This window comes from Caballeronia glebae, assembly GCF_001545035.1.
GTDB lineage: Bacteria > Pseudomonadota > Gammaproteobacteria > Burkholderiales > Burkholderiaceae > Caballeronia > Caballeronia glebae.
Map to the genome: position 1 here is coordinate 1 of NZ_FCOJ02000067.1, position 25,386 is coordinate 25,386.

General features: G+C 62.0%; 28 protein-coding genes, 1 tRNA gene and 1 pseudogene. 11 read left to right on the forward strand and 19 right to left on the reverse strand.

Translation table 11 applies throughout. The features are described from left to right. The 6 genes and pseudogenes from AWB82_RS30880 to AWB82_RS30905 form a co-directional block, all read right to left on the reverse strand. Positions 1–295: pseudogene (locus AWB82_RS30880) on the reverse strand (hypothetical protein); the annotation flags it as partial. Between the two features lie 55 nt (positions 296–350). Beyond that, the gene (locus AWB82_RS30885) at positions 351–638 is read right to left on the reverse strand and encodes a DUF1488 family protein (protein ID WP_235023503.1); all 288 of its coding nucleotides are present in this window, start codon (positions 636–638) and stop codon (positions 351–353) included. 71 nt (positions 639–709) lie between these two features. Further along, positions 710–1,258, reverse strand: coding sequence for a DUF4142 domain-containing protein (locus tag AWB82_RS30890; RefSeq protein WP_086973105.1), 549 nt, complete (start codon positions 1,256–1,258; stop codon positions 710–712). A gap of 24 nt (positions 1,259–1,282) precedes the next feature. Next, positions 1,283–1,831, reverse strand: a complete 549-nt coding sequence (locus AWB82_RS30895) for a type 1 glutamine amidotransferase domain-containing protein (RefSeq protein ID WP_086973106.1) — start codon at positions 1,829–1,831, stop codon at positions 1,283–1,285. Positions 1,832–1,948: 117 nt separating this feature from the next. Beyond that, positions 1,949–3,316, reverse strand: a complete 1,368-nt coding sequence (locus tag AWB82_RS30900; RefSeq protein ID WP_086973107.1) for an MFS transporter — start codon at positions 3,314–3,316, stop codon at positions 1,949–1,951. 100 nt (positions 3,317–3,416) lie between these two features. Then, positions 3,417–3,920 carry a YbhB/YbcL family Raf kinase inhibitor-like protein gene (locus AWB82_RS30905; RefSeq protein ID WP_086973108.1) on the reverse strand — a complete coding sequence of 168 codons (504 nt, stop codon included), beginning with the start codon at positions 3,918–3,920 and terminating at the stop codon, positions 3,417–3,419. A gap of 294 nt (positions 3,921–4,214) precedes the next feature. On the opposite strand from AWB82_RS30905, the gene AWB82_RS30910 reads away from it, so the two are divergent. Next, positions 4,215–5,693: a sensor domain-containing diguanylate cyclase gene (locus tag AWB82_RS30910; RefSeq protein ID WP_086973134.1), complete on the forward strand. Its 1,479-nt coding sequence runs from the start codon at positions 4,215–4,217 to the stop codon at positions 5,691–5,693. Here AWB82_RS30910 and AWB82_RS30915 read toward each other — a convergent pair whose 3' ends face one another. Beyond that, positions 5,694–6,092 (reverse strand): hypothetical protein, encoded by a 399-nt coding sequence (locus AWB82_RS30915; protein ID WP_235023504.1) that lies wholly within the window; start codon positions 6,090–6,092, stop codon positions 5,694–5,696. A gap of 130 nt (positions 6,093–6,222) precedes the next feature. Here AWB82_RS30915 and AWB82_RS30920 point away from each other — a divergent pair, with 130 nt between their 5' ends. Continuing rightward, the gene (locus AWB82_RS30920; RefSeq protein ID WP_086973109.1) at positions 6,223–6,903 is read left to right on the forward strand and encodes a TetR family transcriptional regulator; all 681 of its coding nucleotides are present in this window, start codon (positions 6,223–6,225) and stop codon (positions 6,901–6,903) included. Between the two features lie 69 nt (positions 6,904–6,972). Here AWB82_RS30920 and AWB82_RS30925 read toward each other — a convergent pair whose 3' ends face one another. After that, a complete protein-coding gene (locus AWB82_RS30925; protein ID WP_086973110.1) occupies positions 6,973–7,827 on the reverse strand; it encodes a shikimate dehydrogenase in 855 nt (284 codons plus the stop codon). Between the two features lie 252 nt (positions 7,828–8,079). Here AWB82_RS30925 and AWB82_RS30930 point away from each other — a divergent pair, with 252 nt between their 5' ends. Continuing rightward, a complete protein-coding gene (locus tag AWB82_RS30930) occupies positions 8,080–9,975 on the forward strand; it encodes a bifunctional sugar phosphate isomerase/epimerase/4-hydroxyphenylpyruvate dioxygenase family protein (protein ID WP_086973136.1) in 1,896 nt (631 codons plus the stop codon). A 6-nt stretch (positions 9,976–9,981) separates the two neighbouring features. Here the strand turns inward: AWB82_RS30930 and AWB82_RS30935 are convergent, their stop codons facing one another. Further along, positions 9,982–10,299, reverse strand: a complete 318-nt coding sequence (locus AWB82_RS30935) for a hypothetical protein (protein WP_086973111.1) — start codon at positions 10,297–10,299, stop codon at positions 9,982–9,984. Between the two features lie 177 nt (positions 10,300–10,476). Between AWB82_RS30935 and AWB82_RS30940 the strand changes: the two genes are divergently transcribed. After that, positions 10,477–10,551 (forward strand) — tRNA-Arg (locus tag AWB82_RS30940). A 91-nt stretch (positions 10,552–10,642) separates the two neighbouring features. Then, the gene (locus AWB82_RS30945) at positions 10,643–12,079 is read left to right on the forward strand and encodes a site-specific integrase (protein WP_086973112.1); all 1,437 of its coding nucleotides are present in this window, start codon (positions 10,643–10,645) and stop codon (positions 12,077–12,079) included. Positions 12,080–12,654: 575 nt separating this feature from the next. On the opposite strand, the gene AWB82_RS30950 is transcribed toward AWB82_RS30945, so the two are convergent. The 6 genes from AWB82_RS30950 to AWB82_RS30975 all read right to left on the reverse strand — a co-directional run bounded on the left by AWB82_RS30950 (position 12,655) and on the right by AWB82_RS30975 (position 17,652). Beyond that, entirely contained in the window at positions 12,655–13,098 is a 444-nt protein-coding gene (locus tag AWB82_RS30950) for a hypothetical protein (protein ID WP_086973113.1), read from the reverse strand. A 133-nt stretch (positions 13,099–13,231) separates the two neighbouring features. After that, positions 13,232–13,903: a hypothetical protein gene (locus AWB82_RS30955; protein WP_086973114.1), complete on the reverse strand. Its 672-nt coding sequence runs from the start codon at positions 13,901–13,903 to the stop codon at positions 13,232–13,234. Positions 13,904–14,256: 353 nt separating this feature from the next. Continuing rightward, positions 14,257–15,096, reverse strand: a complete 840-nt coding sequence (locus AWB82_RS30960; RefSeq protein WP_086973115.1) for a hypothetical protein — start codon at positions 15,094–15,096, stop codon at positions 14,257–14,259. A gap of 1 nt (position 15,097) precedes the next feature. After that, positions 15,098–15,382: a hypothetical protein gene (locus AWB82_RS30965; protein ID WP_086973116.1), complete on the reverse strand. Its 285-nt coding sequence runs from the start codon at positions 15,380–15,382 to the stop codon at positions 15,098–15,100. A 555-nt stretch (positions 15,383–15,937) separates the two neighbouring features. Continuing rightward, positions 15,938–16,603: a hypothetical protein gene (locus tag AWB82_RS30970; protein ID WP_086973117.1), complete on the reverse strand. Its 666-nt coding sequence runs from the start codon at positions 16,601–16,603 to the stop codon at positions 15,938–15,940. A 461-nt stretch (positions 16,604–17,064) separates the two neighbouring features. After that, positions 17,065–17,652, reverse strand: coding sequence for a recombinase family protein (locus tag AWB82_RS30975; RefSeq protein WP_086973118.1), 588 nt, complete (start codon positions 17,650–17,652; stop codon positions 17,065–17,067). Positions 17,653–17,851: 199 nt separating this feature from the next. Here AWB82_RS30975 and AWB82_RS30980 point away from each other — a divergent pair, with 199 nt between their 5' ends. Continuing rightward, positions 17,852–18,154 (forward strand): hypothetical protein, encoded by a 303-nt coding sequence (locus tag AWB82_RS30980; RefSeq protein WP_086973119.1) that lies wholly within the window; start codon positions 17,852–17,854, stop codon positions 18,152–18,154. Between the two features lie 118 nt (positions 18,155–18,272). On the opposite strand, the gene AWB82_RS30985 is transcribed toward AWB82_RS30980, so the two are convergent. Then, positions 18,273–18,464, reverse strand: coding sequence for a hypothetical protein (locus AWB82_RS30985; protein WP_086973120.1), 192 nt, complete (start codon positions 18,462–18,464; stop codon positions 18,273–18,275). Positions 18,465–18,604: 140 nt separating this feature from the next. Here AWB82_RS30985 and AWB82_RS30990 point away from each other — a divergent pair, with 140 nt between their 5' ends. Further along, positions 18,605–18,937 carry a hypothetical protein gene (locus AWB82_RS30990; RefSeq protein ID WP_086973121.1) on the forward strand — a complete coding sequence of 111 codons (333 nt, stop codon included), beginning with the start codon at positions 18,605–18,607 and terminating at the stop codon, positions 18,935–18,937. Positions 18,938–19,060: 123 nt separating this feature from the next. Here AWB82_RS30990 and AWB82_RS30995 read toward each other — a convergent pair whose 3' ends face one another. Next, positions 19,061–19,531: a hypothetical protein gene (locus tag AWB82_RS30995; RefSeq protein ID WP_086973122.1), complete on the reverse strand. Its 471-nt coding sequence runs from the start codon at positions 19,529–19,531 to the stop codon at positions 19,061–19,063. 20 nt (positions 19,532–19,551) lie between these two features. Beyond that, the gene (locus tag AWB82_RS31000; RefSeq protein ID WP_086973123.1) at positions 19,552–19,992 is read right to left on the reverse strand and encodes a hypothetical protein; all 441 of its coding nucleotides are present in this window, start codon (positions 19,990–19,992) and stop codon (positions 19,552–19,554) included. A 648-nt stretch (positions 19,993–20,640) separates the two neighbouring features. Between AWB82_RS31000 and AWB82_RS31005 the strand changes: the two genes are divergently transcribed. Continuing rightward, positions 20,641–21,438: a bestrophin-like domain gene (locus tag AWB82_RS31005; protein WP_086973124.1), complete on the forward strand. Its 798-nt coding sequence runs from the start codon at positions 20,641–20,643 to the stop codon at positions 21,436–21,438. Continuing rightward, a complete protein-coding gene (locus AWB82_RS31010; protein ID WP_086973125.1) occupies positions 21,438–22,184 on the forward strand; it encodes a class I SAM-dependent methyltransferase in 747 nt (248 codons plus the stop codon). Before AWB82_RS31005 ends, AWB82_RS31010 begins: the two co-directional genes overlap by 1 nt. A gap of 44 nt (positions 22,185–22,228) precedes the next feature. Here the strand turns inward: AWB82_RS31010 and AWB82_RS31015 are convergent, their stop codons facing one another. After that, positions 22,229–22,411: a rubredoxin gene (locus AWB82_RS31015; protein WP_086973137.1), complete on the reverse strand. Its 183-nt coding sequence runs from the start codon at positions 22,409–22,411 to the stop codon at positions 22,229–22,231. Between the two features lie 242 nt (positions 22,412–22,653). Here AWB82_RS31015 and AWB82_RS31020 point away from each other — a divergent pair, with 242 nt between their 5' ends. Continuing rightward, entirely contained in the window at positions 22,654–23,037 is a 384-nt protein-coding gene (locus AWB82_RS31020) for a DUF4399 domain-containing protein (protein ID WP_086973138.1), read from the forward strand. 204 nt (positions 23,038–23,241) lie between these two features. Next, positions 23,242–25,176: an ATP-binding cassette domain-containing protein gene (locus AWB82_RS31025; RefSeq protein ID WP_086973126.1), complete on the forward strand. Its 1,935-nt coding sequence runs from the start codon at positions 23,242–23,244 to the stop codon at positions 25,174–25,176. Positions 25,177–25,386 lie beyond the last annotated feature (210 nt).

The following is a 25,386-nucleotide window of genomic DNA, read 5'->3' on the forward strand; positions in this document are numbered from 1 at the left end:
CCGCCGCGATCACGGAGACGAGCAGCGGCGCCTTGAAGACGGCGAATATCGCCGCCCCGATCACCGCGCCCACTACGGCGCCGATCGTCACGCCCTTGCCGGCGCCTTTGGGCGCGCCGCTCGCGCCCGCATCGGTGCCGACATCGCCGCCGATCGGATGGCGCGCGTGCTGGCCGCTCGGATTGACGAAGAAGAGCGTCACGTCTTCTTCCACGAAGCCGCGCGCAAAGAGCTTCTGAGCTGCCGATTCGGCGGCACGAAAAGTCTGAAATCGGCCCGCAATGATCAGGGACATGTTCCCTCCTTGTTGGCTTGGGTTGTGTGGAATGCGTCGCTTAAAGCGGCGAGGCTTACTCCGGCTCCAGGCCGGCGACGCGGAACAATCCGCTCCTCAGCACGGCGGGCTGGCCGCCGTTGTCGTCGAGTACTTCTGCGCATACCGCGCGGATACGCGCCGAGCCGCGCGCGAAGGCATCGAGCAGATCGTCCTCGCGCGGGGATTTCGCGCCGAAGTGATCTTCGAGCGCTTCGGCAGAGATCGAACATACGACCGGCTCGCCGTCGATGAGCGCCGCGAAGTGAATCGCGAGCTCGTCGCCGTCGAAGACGGGTGCTTCGTCTGCAAACGTGATGTGCATGGTCGAGTCCTCATAAGCGGGACGGGAAGCGCAACGCAGGGCGGCGGCGGGGCCGGCGACATGCGCGATCCTCATGACGCCGCCTTTTTTGCAAGCTGCTGCGCCATCTCGTAGTGGTGGCGAATGATCGGCAATGCCTTGGTCGCCGCTGTTTTCAGCGCGGTGTCGTTGCCGGCTTCGCTTTCTTTTCTGAAAAGCTCGACGGCCTTCTGGTGCCCGTCCACGGCCACCTTTTCAATATAGGCTTTGTCGAACTCCGCACCCTGGAGATTTTGCAGGCTGCCGATCACCGCCGTATCGGCGGCGGGCGGCGCGGTAATGCCGTGACGTTTCGCGATTACGTCGAGATTGCGCGCGAGTTTCGTGTGATCGACGATCATTCGCTGTGCGAACTCGCGCACCTGCCGGTCGCTCGCGTGCGTGAGCGCGAGCTTGCTCGCCGTGAGTTCGGTCGCGCCCGCCTGACCCGCGTCCTGCAGAAACTGCTGATCGATGGGCGAGAGCTTCTCGCTTCGCACGGCGCCCGCCGCAGCTTGTGTCTGCGCCTGCGCCAAGGGCGCAAAAGCGGCAGCCAGCGACAGCAGGATCGCGTGCGTTGTCGATGTTGCGGATCGCGGCATCGGCGTGCCTCCAGTGAGACGCGCTCAGGCGCGCGTGCGGCCGAGCGCTTCGATCAGCGCCTTGTTGAACGCCGGAAGATCGTCGGGCTTGCGGCTCGTGATGAGATTGCCGTCGATCTGCACTTCCTGATCGACCCACGTGCCGCCCGCGTTGCGCACGTCGTCCTGCAGACTCGGCCAGCTCGTCATCGTGCGGCCCGCGACGATGCCCGCCGAGATCGGCAGCCAGCCGCCGTGGCAGATCACCGCGATCGGCTTCTTCGCGCGATCGGCGTCCTTCACGAAGCTTTGCGCCTTCGCGTCGAGCCGGATCGCGTCGCCATTGACGACGCCGCCGGGCAGCACGAGCGCGTCGTAATCGGCGGGATTGGCGGCGTCGAAGGTCACATCGACATTCACTTTGTCGCCCTTGTCGACGTGCTTGAAGCCTTGAATCTGACCGGGCTTCTGCGACACGACGTCCACCTGCGCGCCCGCTTCCTTGAGCGCGCGTTGCGGCTCGACGAGCTCTGCCTGCTCGAAGCCGTCGACGGCGAGAATCGCGACCTTGCAACCGTTCAGGGATATGGCCATGAACACACTCCTTGTAGCTGATTTCGATCGTTCCGCGGGTGCGGAATTCATGGTCGAAGTTTCAGCAAAGGCTGTGCCCAGCGCGGCGGCCGGGCGGCCGTGAGCGCGAAGGGTGGATCAGGCGGGCTCGACGCTGTGTTTACCGGTGAGACGCAGCACGCTGACGATGGCGGCGGCCGCCGCGAACACCGCCGCGATGGCGAGCGCGATCACCGGGCCTTGCTTCGGCGCAACGCCGAAGATCAGCGCGACGAGCGCCGCGCCGAGCGTCTGTCCCGTGAGGCGCGCGGTGCCGAGCATGCCGCTCGCGCCGCCGCTGCGATGACGCGGCGCGGCGGCGAGCATCTGACGATTGTTGGGCGACTGGAACAAGCCGAAGCCGAGGCCGCACACGGCCATGCGCCACGCGACGTCGAGCGCTGTCGGATGCGCGCCGACGCTCGCGAGCAGCACGAGTCCGACGGTCAATATCGCGAGGCCGATGCCGCCGAGCAAGCCCGCCGAATACCGGTCCGCGAGCACGCCCGCGAGCGGCGCGACGAACACGATCACGAGCGGCCACGGCGTCATGAGAAAGCCGGTCTCGACCTGGCCCATGCCGAAATTGTTCTGCAGCAGAAACGGCAGCGAGACGAACGCGAGCATCTGCGCGCAGAACGAACACACCGACGCGCCGACCGACAACGCGAACACCGGAATGCGCAGCAGATCGACGGGTAAAAGCGGCGCGCTTTGCGTGAGTTGCCGCTTCACGAAGAAATAGCCGATGACCGCCGTCGCGACGATCTCGCCGACGAGATACGGCCGATGCTCGCCGTGTCCGAAGCCGTCGACCGCGACGATCGCAATGCCGAAAAAGAGCGCGTTCATGATCGCGCTGATGTAGTCGTACGGCTGCCGATGCCCCGGCGTGCGCGGCATCGAGTTCCAGCCGATCGCGAACGCCGCGAGGCCGATCGGCACGTTGATCGCGAAGAGCCAGGGCCACGTCGCGACGGACAGCACGCCGGAGGCGACCGTTGGGCCGATCACCGACGAGATCGCGACGACCGTCGCGTTGATGGACACGCCGCGGCCCAGTTGATCGTGCGGATAGATGATGCGCACGAGCGCCGTGTTCACGCTCATGATGCCCGCCGCGCCGAAACCCTGGAGCACGCGCGCGATGGTGAGCGCGGTGAGCGAGCCCGACAGCGCGCACGCGAACGAAGACACCGTGAAGAGCGCGAGCCCCGTCATGTAGACGCGCCGATAGCCGATGCGATCGCCGAGCGAGGCGAGCGGCAGCAGCGAGATGGTGATCGTGAGCTGATACGCGTTGACGACCCAGATGGAGTCGGCGGGAGAAGCGTTCAGATTGCGCGCGATGGTCGGCAGCGCGACGTTGGCGATGGCGCCGTCGAGCACCGCGAGCGTGATGCCGAGTGCGACGACGGCAATGGCCCAGTATCGCTGGGGTAGCGGCAGACCTTTATCGGAGTCCATCGATGGGCGGGAAGTGGCGGGCGGCGCATTGTATGACGCGCCGTTTTCAAATGGCTTGGATGCGGCGCGGCGGCGAGGCGCCGCGCCTTCGTGCGCGTGATTACTTCAGCTCGTAGAGGCCGGTGTAAGTCGCCGAATCGATCTCGTTGAGATGCGTCATGAAGCGCGCCACCGCGTTGGTCACGTTGCCGTCGAGCGGCAGGCTTTCCGCCCCGAGCGCGTGGATGCGGAAGATATAGCGATGCGGCTTGTCGCCACGCGGCGGCGCCGCGCCGCCGAAGCCGACCGTGCCGTAGTCGTTGCGAAGTTGCAGCGCGCCTTGCGGTAGCAGACTGCCGTCGGCCTTGCCGGCGTTGCGCGGCAGCGAACGCACGTCGGGCGGAATATTGACCACGACCCAGTGCCAGAAGCCGCTGCCGGTGGGCGCGTCGGGATCGTAGACGGTGAGCGCGAGACTGCGCGTTTCGGCGGGCGGATCTTCCCATTGCAGCGTCGGCGAAACATTCTCGCCCGAGCCGCCGAAGGCCTGCTGGTCGAATTCCTGCGCGTGCGTCATGAAGCCGTTCGCCGGAAATTCGTCGGACCAGATGCGGAAATCAGCCATGAGAGTCGAGCCTCCTTCTTATAGCGATGTGGATGGATGCGGCACAGCGCATCGGACTGCGTGGCGCCGCGAGCCTCGCGTGAGCCGGTGCAGCAAACGTGCCCGGGCGGCAAGGACGAAGCGAGTCGAGTGTAGCATCCGCCCCCGATATCCCGCAGGCGCGCAAATGCCGTTGGCCGGAATGTGCGAAGCGGCCGATTCGGCCCTCGAAATATGACGCGCGCTACAATAATGAGATGAATTCGGGCATTAATCAGCGACCCATTTGAGCCGGCGCGAGCCGAAAGGATGACCATGCCAAACGACCCGCGCCGCGCTGCCGGTCAATTCACGCCGGCGAGCGTGCCGGAGGACGACGCCGACATGTTCGAGCTCGCGCCCGTTTCGCTCTGGCTGGAAGATTTCAGCGCCGTGCGCGAGCAGTTCGAGCGCTGGCGCGCGGCGGGCGTCGGAGACCTCCGGGCGTTCCTCGCGGAAAATCCCGGAAGCGTCGCCGAGTGTTCGTCGCGCATTCGGGTGATCAAGGTCAATCGGCGCACGCTGTCGCTGTTTCACACGAAGGACGTCGATCATCTCGTGCAGAACCTCGATCGCGTGTTTCGCGACGACATGCTCACCACGCACGTCGACGAACTCGAACAACTGTGGTCCGGCAAAACGCGCTTCGTGAGCCAGACGGTCAATTACACGCTCGACGGCAAGCGTCTGGACGTGCTGCTCAAGGCGGTCATCCTGCCGGGACACGAGGACACATGGAGCCGCGTGCTCGTCACCATCGAGGACATCACCGAGCTCGAAGCGATGCGCCGCACCGCCGCCGCGAGCGAGCTCTATGCGCGCGGGCTCTTCGAGCACTCGCCGGTGTCGCTGTGGGTCGAGGATTTCAGCTCCGTGAAATCGCTGCTGGACGATGTGCGCGAGCGCGGCATCGTCGACTTTCGCACGTTCACGAACGTGCATCCCGAGTTCGTCGAGCGCTGCATGCAGGAGATCCACGTCCTCGACGTCAATCAGCACACGCTGCGCATGTTCGCCGCCCCCGACAAGGCGACGCTACTCTCGCGCCTGCCCGACGTTTTTCGCGACGACATGCAGCAGTACTTCCAGGAACAGCTCATCGATCTGTGGGACGGCAAGCTTTTCCAGCAGCGCGAGGTGCTCAACTATTCGCTCGAAGGCAACGAGGTGAACGTGCATCTGCAGTTCTCGGTGTTTCCGGGACACGAAGCGCGCTGGGATCTCGTGCTCGTCGCGCTCACCGACATCACCGCGCGCAAGAAGGCCGAAGCGTATCTGGAATTCCTCGGCAAGCACGACGTGCTCACGAAGCTCAAGAATCGCTCGTTCTATATCGATGAAATCAATCGCCTCGAACGCAAGGGCCCGTTCCCCGTTACAGCGATCGCCGTCGACGTGAACGGGCTCAAGGCCATCAACGATCAGCTAGGGCACGCCGCCGGCGACGCGCTTCTGCGACGCGCGGGCGAAGTGCTCGGCAAGGCGGTGGAAAGGCCGTTTCAGGCGGCGCGCATCGGCGGCGACGAGTTCATGGTGCTCTTGCCCGGCACCGACGAGCGCGGCGGCGAGACGGTGATCGAGAGCATTCGCCAGTTGCTCGAAGTGAACAACCAGTTCTACTCGGGCAATCCTCTTTCTTTCGCGATGGGCGCCGCCACCGCGCTCGACGGCGAACGTCTTGAGCCGATGCTGCAACGCGCCGACGCCGCCATGTACGCCGAAAAGCGCGCGCACTACGACGGCAACGGCGCGTGATTATTGCGGCTGCGTGACTTCATCCATTCCGTGATCGAGCGCCGGGCACGCCTCGCTTATCTGCTTGCGGTACGCGGCCGGATCGCTCGTCTTCAGCTTGTCGAAGCGATCGACGGTCGGTTGCGCCTGAGCGAGACCGAGCTTCCATTCGCCATCGAAATCGGGCGCGTCGGGATAGCTCGTGCGCACGACGCTCTTGAAACGCGCGACCTTGGCGGCATCGATATGACAGACGTCCGCCGCGCCGCGCGCGATGTTAGCGCTTGTCATCACGCCTTCGGCGGCCATCAGTTCCTTCGACGACGGATGTCCGGGTGGCAACGCGGTTTGCGCCGTCGCGCACAGGCACCACGCGGCGAAAAAGGAGGAAACGAGGAAGGTCGAACGCTTCATGCGCATGTGATTTTCGCTTTGTCCGTGGGGTGGAAAAATTATAGGTGAAGCCCTCTGTATCGAACGCCTGTTATGGCGAGAATGCGTGAATAGCGCGTGCTAGAATCGATTTCCAATGCCGTTCTCAGACAGAAAAATGAAAAAAGGAAGCAAGGCCGCTAGCGCCGCGCCCTCGTCGACCACGGAGCAGGGGCGGCGCAAGTACGATCCTGAGGAGACCAAGCGGAACATTCTCGACATCGCCACACAGGAATTCTCGGCGATGGGCCTCGCGGGCGCGCGCGTCGACGCCATCGCGGAGCGCACCAACACCACGAAGCGCATGCTGTACTACTACTTCGGCAGCAAGGAAGGGCTGTACGAAGCGGTATTGGAGCAGGTTTATAGCGACATCCGCGCGCTCGAACAGGAGTTGCAACTCGCGGAAATGGAGCCGGAGGAAGCGCTGCGCGAATTCGTCGGCTTCACGTTCGACTATCACGACAAGCATCGCGATTTCGTGCGGCTCGTCACGATTGAAAATATCCACAGCGCGAAGTACATCGAACAATCGAAGACCTTCAAGGCGCGCAATTCGACGGTCGTGAAAACTATCGAGGATCTCATCGCGCGCGGCGTCGCGGCGGGCAAGTTTCGCGACGACGTCGATCCGATCGACCTGCATCTGATGATCAGCTCGTTCTGCTTTCATCGCGTGGCGAACCGTCATACGTGGGGCGCGGCGTTCGGGCGCGATCCGTCGGGCGCGCGTTCGCGTGCGCGTCATCGCGAGATGATCGTCGATGCGGTGCTGCGTTTCATGCGGCGCGACGGCTGATTTTCCGCGCGCGCAAAGCAAAACGGCGACGCTCTCGCGAGGTCGCCGTTTTTCATTGCGGTCGATACATCAACGTTCCAGCAAGCTCTGGAAATGCGCGAACATGCGCTCGGCATCCGGCTCTAGCCCGGTGAAAATGCGCAGCGCGTCGACAGCCTGACACACCGCCATGCCGCCGCCGCTCACGGTGCGGCAGCCGAGCGCTTTCGCCGCCTTCAGCAGTTCGGTTTCGAGCGGGAAATAGACGATCTCCGCGACCCACAATTCCTTGTGCAAAAACTCCGCCGGCAGCGGCAGGCCGGGAAGCTTCGCCATGCCGGTCGGCGTCGCGTGGATGAGGCCGCTCGCCGCCGCGAGCGTGTCGCGCAGGTCGCCGCCGCTTTTCACGACGCGATCCGGAAAGCGCGCCGCAAGCTCGGCGGCGAGCGATGCCGCGCGCGCATCGTCGGAATCGAAGAGCGTGAGTTCGCGCGCGCCCGTGAGCGCCGCGTGCGCGACGGCCGCGCCCGCGCCGCCCGCGCCGAGTTGCACGACGCGTTCGAGCGGCGCGCCCGGCAGACCGCGCTGGAACGCGCGCGCGAAACCCGACCAGTCCGTGTTAAAGCCAATGCGCTTGCCGTCCTTCAGCACCACCGTGTTGACCGCGCCGAGCGCGCGCGCGTCGGGATCGAGATCATCGAGCAACGGGATCACGCTTTGCTTGCACGGATACGTGATGTTCAGGCCGTCGTAACCCATGCGCTGGGCGGCGTCGAGCAGATCGGGCAGGGCGGACGGCTCCAGTTCCAGCGCCTGCAGGTCGATGCGCCGGTACACGTAGTTCAGCCCGAGGCTGCCGCCTTCCTTCTCGTGCATGGCGGGCGTGAGCGAGCCGCCGATGCCCGATCCGATCAGGCCGATGAGATACGAAGTCTTGTTGGTCATGCGAGCGCTCCAGCACGGATGAGCACTGCATGCTGCAGTGCGAAATGGGATACGCCGCAGTGTGAACGCACGCGCGAGCCTTGTCGGTTCGTGTTTTCACTTATTTGTACGGTCTAGTTAGTTTGTTAATATCTCGCAGAATGACATGGATTGCGCGCGTCTGTCATGCGGACGTCCTACACTGGAAGGCACCGCTCTCGATCCATCCCGCATTCACTGAATTGCAACGAGGAGGCAGCGATGCTGCGTTCAATCCGGACTTCCATCGCGACGGTATCCATCAGCGGCACGCTTCCCGAGAAGCTGCACGCCATTAAGGCGGCCGGGTTCGACGGCGTCGAGATTTTCGAGAACGATCTGCTGTATTTCGACGGCACGCCCGCGGACGTGCGCCGCATGTGCGCGGATCTCGGCCTTGAGATCTACCTGTTTCAGCCGTTCCGCGATTTCGACGGCGTGAGCGCGGAGCGGCTCGCGAAGAACGTCGAGCGCGCGAAGCGCAAGTTCGAGCTGATGCACGAACTCGGCACGGATCGCATTCTCGTGTGCAGCAACGTGTCGCCGGACACGATTCGCGACGACGCGTTGATCACCGATCAACTCGGCGTGCTCGCGCATATCGCGGCGGACGCGGGCGTGATCGTCGCGTATGAAGCGCTCGCGTGGGGCCGCTACGTCAATTCCTACAAGCACGCGTGGAAGCTCGTCGATGCCGTGAATCATCCGAGCCTCGGTCTTGCGCTCGACACGTTCCACACGCTGTCGATTCGCGATTCCGTCGACGAGATCGCGTCGATTCCGGGCGAGCGCATCGCATTCGTGCAGATTGCCGACGCGCCCGTGCTCGCGATGGACGTGCTCGAATGGAGCCGTCACTACCGATGCTTTCCAGGGCAGGGCGCGTTCGATGTGGCGGGCTTCACCGCGCGCGTGCTCGAAGCGGGCTACAAGGGACCGTTGTCGCTCGAAATCTTCAACGACGGCTTTCGCGCCGCGCCGACCGCGATCACGGCCGCGGACGGTTATCGCTCGCTGCGCTTCCTCGAAGAGCAGACGCGCGAGCTGATGGGCGACAAGGCGCCGCCCGAACTCTTCAACCCGCCCGCGCCGCCCGAGCACATTGGCTTCCAGTTTCTCGAATTCGCCGTGGACGATTCGGCGCGCGAAAATCTGTCGCAATGGCTCGGCCGGCTCGGTTTCAGGCTCGCGGGCAAGCATCGCTCGAAGGATGTCGCGCTATATCGGCATGGCGCGGGTTCGATCGTGCTCAACGCCGAGGCCGATTCGTTCGCGAGCGCGTTTTTTCAGAAGCACGGTTTGTCGCTGTGCGCGTCGGCATTTCACGTCGACGATGCGAAGCAGGCGTTCGAACGCGCCGCCGCGTATGGCTCGCAGCCGTTCTCGGGGCGTGTCGGCGCGAACGAGCGCGTGGTGCCGGGCGTGCAGTCGCCCGACGGCAGCCTCGACTATTTCGTCGACGAAGCGCCCGGCGGCCCGACGCTGTGGGAGTCGGACTTCGTGCTGACGGACATCGACGGGCCGTATGAAGTCGGGCCGCTCTCGCGCATCGATCACGTGTGCCTGTCGCTGCCCGCCGACGCGCTCGACACCTGGGTGCTGTTTTTCCGCAGCGCGTTCGGTTTCGAGACCGAGCCCGCCGTGCTCGTGCCCGATCCGTACGGACTCGTGCGAAGCCGCGCGGTGCGCAGCCGCGACGGCTCGGTGCGCATTGCGCTGAATGCATCGGTGGACCGGTACACGGCGGTGTCGGAATCGCTCTCGGCGTATCGCGGCTCGGGCCTGAACCACGTCGCGTTCAGCACGCCCGACATCTTCGATGCGATTCCGCGCCTCGAAGCCGACGGCGTCAAATTCCTGCGGATTCCGGGCAATTACTACGACGATCTCGTCGCGCGCTTCGGCCTGCCCGACGAGCAGATCGACCAGATGCGCGAGCACAACATCCTCTACGACCGCGACGAGCGCGGCGGCGAGTTTTTCCATGCGTACACGGAGCAACTCGATCAGCGCTTCTTCCTCGAAGTGATCGAGCGACGCGGCGGCTACGATGGTTACGGCGCGGCCAACGCGGCGGTGCGGCTCGCGGCGCACGCGCAACAGCAGCACCGGGCGCGTCAGGCGGCGTGAAGACGTTTAGGCGCTTTGGGCTTTTCCGGCGCCTGCCGCCTGCTCGCGCTCGCGTCTGAGTTCTTCTTCGCGGGCGCGCCCGGCGGCCTCGAACGCGTCGATATGCAGAAACAGCCGATGCACGGTCTGAATCTGCGTGTGAGTGAGATGTGACCGACGCGTGATGGATACGAGCCGCTCGCGCCAGTACGAAGGCGGCAGCAATGGGCCACCGAGATCGCACGACAAAGAACGGCGCAGCACCAGTTCGAGGTGCATCAGGTCCTGGTCTGCCAGCAACGCCGAAAACGCGCCCTGTGGCTTGGTATCGGGAAATGGGTCCATTACTCCGATGGCGGCAGACTCACGCGGAACTTGATAGGTGCAAACCCTGGGTCTGGGCGACTTTTTCCGATACGCACCGCAGCATCGGAATTTCTTCGCGCCGATCGCGATGCCGCTGATGCCGTTTGCTATACTCTGCGCTCGCTCGGCCGACGCTGTCGGTCCTTGCGCGGTCCGCTCCCCGTAGTTCAATGGATAGAACGAGTGCCTCCTAAGCGCTAGATGCAGGTTCGATTCCTGCCGGGGGGACCACTGACCACTCCTCAAAGCCTTGTCAGGCTTACCTGGTGGGCTTCTCAAGGCACTGCATGGGTACTACAATCGCTACCACAAGCGGTACTCCATGGCACTCCTGCACCTTTCCTCAATCGTGTCTGTGAAGCTGAAATACGTCTGGCAGAAGCCGAATACGTCGCTCCTGTTCTTCAGACGACGGATCCCCGACGACATAAAGCCGATGCTCGCTGCTAACGGTTCGCCGCTGGCAGGCAAGGTGCATTACGTGGTCTCGCTGCAGACCTCGGACCCTCGGGTTGCTGCTCCGAGAATCGCCAAGCTGGTGAAGCAGACCGACGAGGACTGGGCACGACTGCGCAGCCCATCACGCGGTGACATCGCACAGCAGGCGCATGAGTTCCTGGTGAGGGGCGGTGTCGACCCCTCCGACCCCCAAGCGACCCCCGAGGCTGTGGAAGCCTTCTTTGAATTCGTCGACCACCAGCTTCCGAAAGCGGTGCAAGAGGACGAAAACGTCACCCAAGGTCGCCAGGTCGACCCGCATCTGTCGCCGGTCCATGCCGCAGCCCTTCAGATGGTGCAGGGGCGCGTCAAGGTGACCCTCGCGGACTGCCTGGAGCAGTACGTGGCGGCGCGTGGTGATACCGAAAAGGATGCGCGGATGGTCTTCGGCTACCTCTTCGCTTTCCTCGGAACCCGTTCGCCGGTCCCGGGGGTAGACCGGGATCTGCGGAGCGTGAAACGTCCGGACGTGAACGAGTTCGTGAAGTGGCTGCTCGCCGGGAAGCACCGCAAAGACTTCGCGGCTGTGAGCACAACCACCGTGAGCCGATACCTCACGAACGTACGGGCCGCATTCGCCCGTGCGATCCGCGAGAACGAGTTAAGCGTCCCCAATGTGTTCGCCCAGGTGGAGATTCCCAAGGCCGGTAAGGACGCGGTCAAACGCGAGACATTCACCATCGACCAGTACCGGCATCTGCACCACGCCCTGGACGCTTGGACCGCTGAGCGCGGGCCGGATCAGTTGCGCTGCATCCTGACACTGGTCGCGGAGACCGGGGCGCGGCTAGGGGAGATTGTCGGGCTTGCATCTGCTGACGCGCACCTCCGCGCCGCCGTCCCGTATCTGGACCTGAAGGAGCATCCCTGGCGCTCGCTGAAGACGCTTGGGTCCGCGCGGAGGGTGCCGCTGACGCCCAAGGCCCTGGAGGCTGCAAAGGTCGCGCTGCGGCTCGCGGACCATTCGCCCTTCCTGTTCCCAAGATACACCGCCGACGGCAAGTGCAGAGCGGATTCCGCCAGTGCCTCTCTAGTGCAATGGGTCCGGACTCGCGAGGGCCTTAATGGGACCAAACTGGGGAACCACTCGCTGCGCCACGGCATGGAAGACCTCCTGCGTGCGGTCGGCTGTCCGGACTCCGCTCGGGACCAGATCACCGGACACAAGACTCCTGGCATGGGCGCGAACTATGGGCGCGGTTATCCGTTGGACTACCTCGCGGACTGGCTGACAAAAGCAGTCGCTCCGGTACACGCCTAGTCGGCGTGTCGCCGCCGCTCACCGAGCGCTTCATCCGCAACAGTGAACGCGGTTGTCGTCGGTTGCTGACTATGTGCGCGGCGTGCTTATCTGGAGGCGCACGGGCGGTGCTGCTGTGCGTGCGAATAACCTACCGCCGGCAGGAAGCGAACCAGACAGCTTGATGGGCGGGCGCACGCCTTTGATCCACCGCCTCTTTGATCCGAGGCGGCGGGTGATGTCGATGCCTGTAACGTAACTACGCCCCTGTAATTGCCTATTTCTTCCCTCCCCCTGGCATTGGGAATGCTGCACCGACGCCACCCGAACTGTTTATTTGGCTTCCCCTTGTATTGTTAGTAACGGGCTGGTTTTCTCCCCCCGTGGAATAGCCACCAGTGGCGGTAGTTGCGGATTGATATCCAACAGACGCACCATTATTAAACGTATGGACAGGAGTATAAGTCGATTGGCTCGTATTGCTTCCGCCCGTCGCGGTGTCGTTTTGCGCAAATGAGCTACTGGCGCCTGCGAGCAGAAGTGTGATCGATGCGGTTAGCAGTCGAAGTCTCATTTTTGAGCTCCTAATTAACGATTTACTTCTCGTACTTGGCTAACGTGCCCTGCACGTTGCATTCGACATTGATGTGATCGCCTTTAGCAAGGTGAACCGCCGTGGCTGCGGTCCCTGACCCGCAGTCTGCATGCGCTAGAACTTCATATTTATAGGGTACTCGTACGTCAACCAATAGGCCATTTGCCAGTTTGAGCGACACCTTTTTTTCCAATTTTTGGGAGACTGCGCAACTTGCGTCGCCGTGATACGAAACCCCAGAAATCGTCGAGACCTGGAAATCTTTGAAGTATCTGTCTTGTGGAGCTTCGTACCATTGCGTTTTTTTTATCTCGTCACCGCTGTCGGACTTGCAGGCTACCTTGCCTCCGTCAAGATTGAACGGCCCGTAATTATCCAAGACCTCTTGCGCGATAACTCCCGTTGACAATGCGAACACCGCAAAAAGCAAGATCGACCGTTTCATTTTTGTTCCCTCCTGATCCGACGCCTTCTAAAGGTAAAAGTCGTAATTAATTCTTTCTCTTTCCGGTGCGGTGAATGATTTATAGTACAGCCGATTAAAGGCATTCGGTAGAGAAAACACTTAGCGCCTCAGGCTAGTTTTTGGCGGGCAGAGCGCTTCGAATCGCCGATAATGTTTGCCCAGTCGATTCGACATGTCGACTACAGGACTGATTGCGCATGCGCAGGTTATATCGCTTCGCTCCCTCCTCGATCACATCCTGCTTTGTCATATTGGGGTTGAGCAGCATTAAATTCCTCGCCATCGTCGTTTCGTTGGCCATCAGTTGACGGCGTTCGATGATGGCGCGGAGCTGCTTCCGCTTGCGTGCCCTATTGGTCGTCGAGGTATCGGGGTGTTCAATGGCGATCCATTGGTCGAGCAAGGCATCCAAGGGAGCCACAAGACCGCCGCGATGGTTGCGCATGCCGAGGAGGAACGACACGAAAGGACGTTCCGTGGGGGTACAGGCCGCGACGCACTCGCACATGTCCAGCATCTTTTCGGACGTGGAGCGGACCAGCGGCAACTTGATTCCCCGCTTCTTTGCTTCGCTGTTTGTCAGAAGCTCGCCGGTCTGGTTGTCGATCCACGTGTCAGCGGCGCGATAGGTCACGGGTTGCATGCCCTTCGTCACACGCCACCCAGCAGCACGGAGACGCTCCTTCGGCACCACTTTGTAGGTTCCGCCGAAGGCTTCATAACGTTCTTGTGTCGGGCTGTCCACGGACGCTACAGCCCTGATTTCCTTATTGTCGATCTTCATCGGTTCAGTTCATTTTTCGATGTTTTACATCAGAATTCGAAACCCCAACCCCTTACGGATAAAGGCCCTCCGCGATTTCGCCTATATACATAACAGGGAGACCGCAGACGACCAGTGGAGGGAAGGGAGCCGATAGGGGAGGTGACCGGTATTAAACAAACAAGACCAACTAAGCGGAACCAAAGAGCAGCAAAAGAGCGCAGGTTGTCCCCAAGGTGCCACCAGTTGCGCCTAGTCAGACTTCAAACGGTCATTCAATATTTGGTCTAGTCGATAGACACCCCGAGCAGGTCCAGAGAGCAACAAAAGAAGGTTGGTCTAGACCACTTATGCGCGGGGACAGCGAAGAGGCTTCAGGCGATCACTGGGGCTTCATCGCTGTGCTGGCGGTGCAGGAACTCTTCCATCTCTGCATTGGCCTCTTCGATGATGGCCGCATTGAATTCGGCCATGGTCATGATGTGCAGGGTGGTCGGCGTCGTATAACGCATGAACTCGTCCTCCGCGTGGTCTCCGTGGAACTGGCCGCCAGGAAAGGAGTTGAACGGCTTCTGGAATTCCAAGGGGTTCTCGGGGTCGAAGAAGTGGCGCTTGATGGTGTTGGATCGCTTCGTCATCGGCTCCAAGTTGTAGGGGACATGCAGACCACAAACCGTATCTTTGCCGGTCACGGGGTGGACGCCGCGCAAGGGGCAGCCGTGATCGAGTTCGCAGCCCTCGGGGGCGCGTAACGCGAACTCGTAGCACTCGCGCAGCGTTTCCTTGCTCGGCATCGCGGTGTCGGGCCGGGCTTCCTTTCCCTTGCGCATTCGAAGGACCGCGCTCCCATTCACCGCTTTTGCGCGTCGGTGAAGCACGTATGCAGGGTCGACGGTCTTTCGATGGGCTTCCCGCTCTCGCTCATATGCCCGTTCGGCCTCTCGGTAGTCTGGGTCTTCGCGTCGCTTCCTTCGCGCCTTGTTGCCCTTGTCGCGTACATGCTCTCGGTATTCGGGGTCGTCGCGGTATCGCTCGGCTGCAGCGCTGTTCTTGGGCGCGTTGCGGTCCGCTTGGCACACTGAGCATGCGCGGGTGCTGGCATAGTGCGGCTGCTCTCCGTGGTGCACGCAGGCCGCTTGGAAGAATCGTTCACCGCGTTCGCGGGCCTCGCGGGCCATGGCGGACTTGCTGAGAGGTGCTGTGCTAGTCGACATCTCAAATCACTCCTTGATCTGTGGTCACGGCGCTCGCAAGCACGGCTCGCTTCTGGCGCTCATAGGCGGCGCGTTTCCGGGCTGCGGTGCATTCCCGGCAGTGCCCGTCCCCTGCGGTCCCAAAGACCGTGAGGCCATGGGTGTTGCAAGCGAACAGGAACGTCTTCTGTCCGACCTTGCGGGCTGCTTCGCGGGCTTCTGTTTTCGTGCCGCGCTTCGCGTAGGGGCGGACGATGGGGGCGGAAGGCGCGGAGCGGTGCTCCTTGGTCGTTTGTGGTGTGTTCATTTGTACTCCTTAACGTGTGAGCTTCAGTAAAAAAATAGAATGTGAGACCGCGTACAGGTGCTTCGGATGGGCGATTGCCTCCGCTCGGTTCCTAGGGGAAGCTAGAACGGACTGGCGGCGACTGCTTAGGGGGTTGATAGCCTGAAGAGGCCGGATAGGCTAAACGATGTTGCAGCAGAGGTAATGCTACGGGGTGCTACGGGGCCGCGCGGTGTGGTGCTGGCCTGTGTTGTACAGGGAAACTGAGGCCCCCGCCGTATTTCGTACGTGTCGACTAACTCACAGGCGGCTAATTAGGATGGTCTCTCGGCAAGTGCAGCCAAACCCTTCAAGATTCACCTGTACCTCTGCTGATCTGAATAAGGCAGGGCGCTGGTTTTGGCCGCTGCAACAATTAATCGCCCGGCTGTCAGGACGGTCTCTCTTTCTTGGAGTAGGCTTTTATTCGAGATCCTTGCCTTATAAGCGATCCAAATTTGTCAATGTATATTTCACTTAATTTACAGATTGGCATCTTTGCGCAATTATCCGCTGTACACCCCAGTTTTCGCATCATTATTTGCTGGCGTTCCTCACTGGCAAGAGCCACATGGCAGACCCCCAGCCGATCCCAAAGGCCTGCATGGCCCCTACGAGTGCGTCGACGATTACCGGGTCACTGTTCGCGAGTGCTTCATGGCCATGATTCAGCGCTTTCATGGCTGCCTCCAGGGTCTCAGGAGACAATGAAGTGACCGTGCTGCTCTCAATTCTCTGCGCGAGCCACCGCCTTACCTCTTCGCGCTTTGCGGCCTGGTTTGCCGCGTAGACTTTGGGTGACTTCCAATTTTGGATTGCTTCGAGCGAAAAGAGCGCAAGGTGGCCTAGCCCTTTGTCGTCGATTATGCGTTGCAGCGCGGGATTGAATAGGGCCTCGTAAGCTGCCGTTTCTCGCTTAATCGCCTCGCACTCAGTGCAGGTCGTGGTCGCTGTATTGCGCTTCGCTTTATGGCCCATCTTGCAGGGCTTACCAGTGCGATAGAAGGGCTTGCAAAGGTCCTGGGCTTCCTTACGTGACCGTGGGAGCACGGCGGCTGCCTTGGCTTGCTTCTGGGCTTCCTTATTCGCTGCCGCCTTCGCTTCGGCCTTGCCTGATGCTACGGCGGTCTTCGTGAGACCGGCGAAAGCGGACGCTGACTGCCTAGCTTGCCTGCGTTGCCTTACGTCATTCTCGAAGCTCAATGCTCGCCCCGTTCTATCTAGAAAGGTCCGTCTGCCTGTTGAAACGCGTTGCCGTGGAACAATCGTAACCATTGTTTCATGGAAGGCGGCCCGTTGGCGGCCTGCAGGTACTTGCCGCCCCTCAGGCTTCTTCAGTTCAGAATGGACGGCTCCTGGTTCTCCCATTCGGCATCATTGGCCGCGTCGATGACTCAGACCACGTCTTCGTCCTGCTCCCATCCGATGTGCTGGTCGATCACGTACGCAATCGCGTTGTTGCTGGTCTCGTTCGCTGCTTGGTTGACTTGGTTCTGCGCGTGTTGCATTTTTTCTTCTCTTCCTCGTATAGCGACACCCCTGGTATTGGGGCAGCGCCTGTTGGCTTGGCTATCGGCTGTTCGCCGCTTTTCTGAAGTGTTTGTTGAGGACCGCGCTGAATCGGGAGGCTGACGCCCTCCGGCCTCGGCGGTCCCTTGGTGCCCTTACGCGGCCCTGGGAAAGGCTCGGCGTGCTCTGCTCACGGTCGCCTCGCTGACCCCGAAGCGTTCCGCAGCCTTGGTGATGCTTCCGCTCTCCCAGGACCACGCGGCGATTGCGGCTGCATCGTGCTGGACAGGGCGACCCAGGCTGGCCTTGCCTCGGTGGGTCTTTCCAGTGGCTGCGAGGGATTGCTTGGCAAGCTCTCGACCGGCGTCCGTGCGGGATGCGATCCGGTTACGCTCCATCTGAGCGACCTGTGCGAGGAGGGCAAGGATTAGTTCACCAGCGTCACCGACAATCGGCCCCAGTCCGTGAACGTCGACAATCACGCCCTTGGATCTCAGGTCGCGTACAGTGGTCTGCACGTCGATACTGTCGCGCCCCAAGCGGTCGACCGCGAAGACCTGGAGAGTGTCTCCATCGCGGAGATAGTCGGCGCAGGCTTTGAAGCCCTGGCGCTCCATGGCCAGGACTGTTCCGCTGATGCCCTGGTCGGAGAATTCTTTGTCGAACCCGCCTCCCATTGCGGCCCGCTGGGATTCGATGGATTGGTCTCGCGTGGAGACTCGGTAGTAAGCGATGCGTGCCATGTGTTCCCCGTCATGTCCTGTCACAAGTTCGGCTGCATTATGAGGGTACAAGCATAACTCGTCAACAGGACTTTTGACAGGGGGGGGGCACACGGTCAGACAGGGGCTGTCATGACTTACACCTTGTGAAAGTAGCCAAGGGCAAGGCATGGATTAAGCTAGCTTATAACTGTAGTCCTAACTCCATGCAGAAGGAATCATGTACGACGAAGCCTCGGGCCCAAGCACTATCAAAACAGCCCTTAAGGATTGCCAGAAGCAGATTGACCATCAGCTTGATTTGCTCACGCTGCAGTCCTCGGCAGGACTGGCGGTCCCTGTATCTCGAAACCTGCTATTCCTCCTGTACCGCAGCTTTACCGCGTTGGAACATGCCCAGCAAGCGTTTGGTAGGGCTGACGGCACCGCCCGGATTCGCTCAGCCGACTCGTTCGCATCAGACCTCGAAGAGAGAGCATTGCGCTGGCGGCGCGTCGGCCTGCCACCACCGTTAGGAAAATAACGAAATTATCAAAGCTTGATTCGAAAGTACCCCACCACGAGACCCGCCTTCAAAAAGAAGGCTAAAGGTTCGACCGCGTTGTTGTTCGCAATCGTGCGCGAGAGGGCCGCTCTGGGAATTAGGGGCCTTCCAGCTCGATATGATCGGGATAGAACCCCTCTTCCATTGCTACCTGCTCGACCTCCTCAGGGCTGCCGCATCCCTTAACCCTTGCAACTTCTTTCGCATCAGCGGCAATCACCGTCCCAGTCCATCTGCCGTCAGGATTTTGCTGAATCCGCAGGGTGAAGGGGCGTGGGTGGGGTTTCATGATGTTCGTGAAGCGTAGATGGGCCTGTGTGGATTCTGACACTTTGCGGAGGTACCGGGATAGGGGGGCGGCTGCTACCTTCCTATGAGGTTCGCGCTGCCGCACGATAAGATGGCTTTTTTGAGTTTCGATTCTCCTTCATGCCGTTTTTCATCGACCGAATCGCTGCGGACAACGAGGCCACGAAAGCTGTCTTCGAACACGTCCGTAATCTCGCTACCTCAGCAGCCGTGGGTGCGGCAGGGGTCTGGCTTATCAAGCAGGGTTCGTACTCGACCTTTCGAGGAATTGCCTGCGGGGTGGCAGCAGTGCTGCTGTGGATGACCTCGCTTTGGCTGATGCAGTTGGCTGTAACTAACGCCAGTAATCGCCTGAGAAAGGCTGGCTTACCGAACACATGGATTAGCTTCGTCTGGACCCTATATGTGTGCGTTTTGGTGAGTGGGTTATACGGATTCGCGATGAAAACGTAGAAATCGCCACCGGGACCCTCCTTTCAAAGCCTCAGTAACCCGTATACGGCAGGAGCTTGCGAAACTTGAGGCGTTTCCATGAGACCCGGTCGCGCCGCTATCATCCGGACCCGCACGGCAGCATTAGGGACCTCGGAACCTGAGGTTGCCCAAGGCGTACTCAAGTCCAGAGGCAGCCTCTTGCGCGTCAGCGGCGAACCGCCTGACCTCGGCTATGTCGAGACCTGGCCTATCGTCCTCGAATTTACGAATGGCGCTTTTGAACTCGTCAGTCTGGAAGTCCACCCTTATCTGCCATGGATTATGGGCGACCATGTTCCGTGTTGCGGCCAACTGCTCGGCCCGCCTCACATAGTGCAGGGCGTATGTCTTCTCTTCGTCCTGGCCCTGGAGCCTGTCAATCAGGCGCTTGACGAGCTTTATTCGGGCATTGAATCCCTGGTCCGCCATGAGTTCGTGTAGCGGCTCAGAAGACAGCGCCTTCATGTACCTGTAAGTTAGCCGCTCGATCATGGAGAACGCCCAGACGGCTTCCCCAAGTGCATGGCACAGATCGCTGCGAAGGGCTTCCAGGTAGTTAGGTTCGTCGGTCATTTACAAGCGTAGGCACAGGATTAAAGGGTAAAGACAATCAGGAACGCGCCTTTGATGATCGCGAGGACGATCACAAGGCCGATGAACCACCACATCAGCCGCCAGACCGTTCGCCAGAAGGTGATGAGTAGCATCGCAGCGGTCCCAAGGGCCGCGAAGGCATACCTGAACAGGTCGGGATCGCGCGGCGCTACCGCCCGGGCACCCACGTCGCATAGACAGACCATGCCGAACCAGACCAAGAGCCAAAGGGCGAGTTTGGTGTACGCGATGCGGTTATGGAGGCGGTACTGGTAATCGGCCTCTTCGGCTCGCTGATAGGCAGCTTCTGCTCGGCTGATTATCTCGTCGCTGGTTCGCGCCATTGCCGGAAGGCTGACTTGGCCGAACGTCGGCTCGCGCCGTCCGTACACCTCCTCTTCCCGCATCCGGATGTACTCGTCGCGCTGCCGTTGCTTCATGCTGTTCCCCGTTGTTTGTCGTTGTGATTTTGAGGCCAGGTCTCGGCGGCGCGTATTGACTCGCGCACGTTTCGTCTGAGTTTATCTTGGTTCGGGGTTTTCAAGGTACCCCTCCATGCCGCATTTCAGAGGCTTTCAAAAAACCGTCATTTGGACCGGGCGTTGTTGTCGTTGTTAAGACTTCGTGCCTGGAGTCTTCCGCCAGGAATTTCCAAAAGTCCGAAAGGAAAGGCCCCTACGCCCCCCCGGGGGCCCCGCAGAAATGGGGGGCCTGTTTTCCTGGTAAGGTCACCCCCGGTAGGGGCCGGGGCCGTCCTGGGAAGTCGGGTACTACAAACCGGCTACAGGAGGTACTACACGGCCAGGGACGGGTGGGTGTATGCGGCGCTTGCCTTCAGTCTGGGAGCCTTGATAGAATTGGGTCTCGGCCCCATGCGCCCCTCTGATCGACTCCCCGGAAATTAGACAATCGAAACCTGCCGGGGGGACCACGATTCCCACATGCCGCTTGTCGCTGCTCGTTGCTTCTTCCTGCGGCGCAGCGCGCAGCTTCTCCCCCATTCGCCACACCCGCTTCTCATTGGACCGCGCGCGCTTTCCCGCCGATAATGCGTCCACTCCGGTCACGCCATCACGGCTCGCGCGCTCATGACGGAAATCCAATCCGCGGTGCTTGTCTTCGTTCTCCTGCTGGCCAGCACGGGCATCGGCGCGATCGTGCGGCCGCTCTTGCCCGAGGAACACAAGGCGCAGGAGACGGTGCAACTGATCCAGTTGCTCGTCGGCATGCTGGTCACTTTCGCGGCGCTCGTGCTCGGCCTTCTGACCGCATCGGCGAAAACGGTTTTCGACACGACCAACAGCGACATGCGCAGCTACGCGACCTCGATCATCGAACTGGATCGCACGATGCGCGACTACGGCACTCAACTCGATCACGCGCGCCGGCTCCTGCGCACATACACGGCGGCAGCGGTGGCGAGCACGTGGCCGAACGAGCCGCGGCCGCCCGGCGAGTATCCGGATATCGAACCGTCGACGAAGACCGACAGCCTCGCGAGCAGCACGCTCGGCGCGATCCTGGGCCAAGGCCAGCGCGAAGTGCGTCTGCTCGATCCGCGCGACGACTATCATCGCCAGCTCGCCGCCGAAGCTGCCGCGCGTTTCGAGCAACTGATCGCGTTGCGCTGGAAGCTGATCGAGGAGGCGCACGGATCGATTTCCTATCCGTTCGACCGGATTCTCGTCGGCTGGCTGCTGATCATCTTTCTATGCTTCGGGCTGATCGCGCCGCGCAACGCGCTTTCGCTCGTGACGATCATGCTCGGCGCGCTGTCGATCGCCTCGGCGGTGCTCGTGATCCTCGATCTCGATACGCCGTTCACCGGTCCGATCATGATCGGCAGCCAGCCGATGCGCGACGCGCTCGCCTACGAGGCCCGCTGATGCTCTACGACGATCCGCGCCTCGTCGCGCTGTACGACGTCCTCAATCCGTTCTCGGCCGATACGGCGTTTTATCTGGAACTGGCGCAATCGGCGGGGCATATCGTCGATCTGGGCTGCGGCACGGGACTGCTTGCCTGCGAGCTGGCGAAGCGCGGACATCGCGTGACGGGCATCGATCCGTCGCCGCAGATGCTGCGCGTCGCGCGCACGCGTCCCGAAGGCGACAAAGTGACGTGGATCGAAGGCGATGCGAGCGCGCTGCCGTTCGTCGGCGCGGCCGATTTGCTCGTGATGACGGGCCACGTCGCGCAAGTCTTTCTCGACGATGCCGCGTTCCTTTCGACGCTCAGGGCCGCGCGCCGCGCGATCCGGCCGGGCGGCGCGATCGCGTTCGAAAGCCGCAATCCGGCGGCGCGCGCTTGGGAAAACTGGACGCGCGCAGGTTCGTCGAGACGCGTCGAAGCGCCGGATGGAAGCACGGTGGAAGTGTGGCAGGAGCGGTGCGCCGAACCCGATCCGGTTTCGACCGGACGCGCGGCGTTCACGACGCATTACCACTTCATGCCGACGCCCGGCGCGCCGGAGGAAACGCTCAGCGCCACGAGCGAACTGCGCTTTCGCACGCTGGACGAACTCGCGCGCTCGCTGACCGATGCGGGTTTCGCGAAAATCGACTGGTACGGAGACTGGAACCGCGCGCCGGTTAGCCCGGCGAGCCGCGAGTTGATCGCGGTGGCGCGCTGAAAAACGAAACAGCATTGCCGCGCGCAACAGCCCGGCAATACGAATCAGAACTCGACGACGACGAAATCTGCCTTGCCCACGTCGCACAGCGGGCAGCGCCAGTCGCCGGGAATGTCGTCGAAACGGGTGCCGGCCGCGATGCCGTCGTCAGGCAGACCTTCTTCCTCGTTATAGATCCAGCCGCAAATCAGGCAGACCCAGCTCTTGTATTCGATGACTTCGCTCACGACAGACTCTTGATTCGAAAGAAATAAACGGGCCGCGTGCGTTCGAAGACGATGCGCGGCGCGGCGACCCGGCATCTTACAGGAATCGGCGCGATCGTTCCCCGATCGGCGTCGGCAGGATTGGTCCCGATTCCGGTGTTCCGAAAGCCCGGTGTATGCTTTTCGACGCCTCGGCGCCGACTCGCGCCATCGACCAGTTTCACAACGTGGAGAAAACGATGAACAAGAAACTCTTGAGTGCGATGCTGACGGGCGCGGTCCTGCTCGCGCAGTATGCCGGCGCGGCGCATGCGCAGGCGCGCGTCTATTTCGTCGAGCCGAAGGATGGCGCGACCGTCACGAGTCCCGTGCACGTGAAATTCGGCGTCGACGGCATGTCGGTCGCGCCGGCGGGCACGATGACGGACGGCACCGGCCATCACCATCTGCTGATCGATGGCAAGCCGTTGCCCAAGGGCACCGTGATTCCGGCGAACGACACGTCGCTGCACTTCGGCAAGGGCCAGACCGAAGCCGACGTGAAACTGCCGCCCGGCGATCACACGCTGACGATGCAGTTCGGCGACGGCGCGCACCGCTCTTACGGGCCGGAAATGAGCCAGACGATCAAGGTGCACGTGCAGTAACGCGCTCTTTCGATACGACACGAGCGAAGGCCGCAGCGAAAGCGCATCCGGGCGGCCTTCCTGTCTGATGGCGTTGCGCGCCTCGTCCGTTCGGCCAGTGGTGGATGCGCCGCGGGTTATCGCGCGCCGCGCCCGGTACAATGGCCGCTTCCATCGGTTGCCGCGTTTCGCCGCCGATTCTTCGCCATTCATCCGGTTTTCCCCATGTCGCTTTATTCCATTTCGGACGCGCAGCTCGCGTTCGGCCATGTCGCATTGCTCGACCACGCCGACTTCTCGCTCGAAGCGGGCGAGCGTGTCGGGCTGATCGGCCGCAACGGCGCCGGCAAGTCGTCGCTCCTCAAGATCGTCGCGGGACTCGCCGCGCCCGATGACGGCATCGTCACGCGTCAGAGCGAGCTCTCGACCGTCTACGTGCCGCAGGAACCCGAGTTCGATCTTGACGCCTCCGTGTTCGATGTGGTCGCCTCCGGTCTCATCGAAGCGCGCGCCTTGCTCGACGAGTACGACGCCGTCGCGCACGCGCTCGCCGACACACCCGAAGGCGCGCAGCACGACGCGCTGCTCGCGCGCATGAACGCACTGCAATCGGCGCTCGACATGCGCGACGCGTGGAACTGGCCCACGCGCGTCGCGACGACGCTCGCGCAGATCGGCCTCGACGGCGACGTCCGCGCGGGCGACCTGTCCGGCGGCATGAAAAAGCGCGTGGCGCTGGCGCGCGCGCTCGTCGTGCAGCCCGACGTGCTGTTGCTCGACGAGCCGACCAACCATCTCGACTTCGACGGTATCCGCTGGCTGGAAGAGCTGCTCATCACGTTGCGCACGGGCCTGCTCTTCATCACGCACGATCGCGCGTTTCTCGATCGCGTGGCGACGCGCATCGTCGAACTGGATCGCGGACGGTTGCTGTCCTATCCGGGCAATTTCAGCGCGTATCAGACGAGGAAGGCGCAACAGCTCGAAGTCGAAAAAATCGAGCAGGACAAATTCGACAAACTGCTCGCGCAAGAGGAAGTGTGGATTCGCAAGGGCGTCGAGGCGCGGCGCACGCGCAGCGTCGGGCGTATCGCGCGGCTCGTCGAAATGCGCAACGATCGCGCCGAGCGCCGCAACGTTCAGGGCAATGTCAGGCTCGATGTCGGGCAGGGCGAGAAGTCCGGCAAGATCGTCGCCGAACTGACCGATGTGACCAAGCGCTACGGCGCGCGCACGATCGTCGAGGGCTTCACGGCGACGGTCATGCGCGGCGACAAGATTGGTCTCGTCGGCCCGAACGGCGCGGGCAAGACCACGCTGCTCAAGCTCATTCTGGGCGAGCTGCAGCCCGACGAAGGCCGCGTGCGCGCCGGCACCAACATTCAGGTCGCGTACTTCGATCAGATGCGCGCGCAGCTCGATCTCGACAAATCGCTCGCCGACACCATCAGCCCCGGCAGCGAATGGGTCGAAGTGAACGGCGTGAAGAAGCACGTGATGAGCTATCTCGGCGACTTCCTGTTCGCGCCCGAGCGCGCGCGTTCGCCGGTGCAATCGCTCTCTGGCGGCGAGCGCAATCGGCTGCTGCTCGCGCGCCTTTTCGCGCGGCCCGCGAACGTGCTCGTGCTGGACGAACCGACCAACGATCTCGACATCCCGACGCTCGAACTGCTCGAAGAACTGCTGTCCGACTACGACGGCACCGTGCTGCTCGTGAGCCACGACCGCGCGTTCCTCGACAACGTCGTGACGTCGGTGTTCGCGGCGGAGGGCGGCGGCAAGTGGCGCGAGTATGTCGGCGGTTTTTCGGACTGGCAGATTCAGCGCGAACGTTCGGAGCGCATCGCGGAAGAGGCGGCGCGGCAGACCGCGAAGGAAACGCCGAAAGACGACGCGCCGAAGGACAGCGCGGCGGGCCGCAATGCGCAGCGCACGGTGAAGCTGTCGTTCAAGGAGCAGCGTGAACTGGAAGCGCTGCCGGGACGTATCGCCGAACTCGAAGACGAGCAGAAGGCGATCGGCGCGCAGCTCGAAGACGGCTCGATCTTTGCCAAGGACGCGAAGGAAGGCACGCGTCTTTCCGAGCGCCACGCGGCGATCGAAGAGGAATTGCTCGTCGCACTTGAGCGCTGGGAAGAGCTAGAAGCGAAGCGCAAGTAAGCGTTTTCGCGGGCCGCGCATGGGTCGAATGCGTGAACGCGAATCATGCGTGAGCGGCCGTGCATGTGGCGCGTTTTATCGCACCGAGGTGGGCGCGGCGGGCGAAAACCGCTATTCTCCTAGCGCGGCTCGGATCGGCGGGCGGTTTCCCGCCTCGCTTTCAAGGCATCCGGCCAGGCACAACATCAAGCATTTGCCGGCAGATCGGGC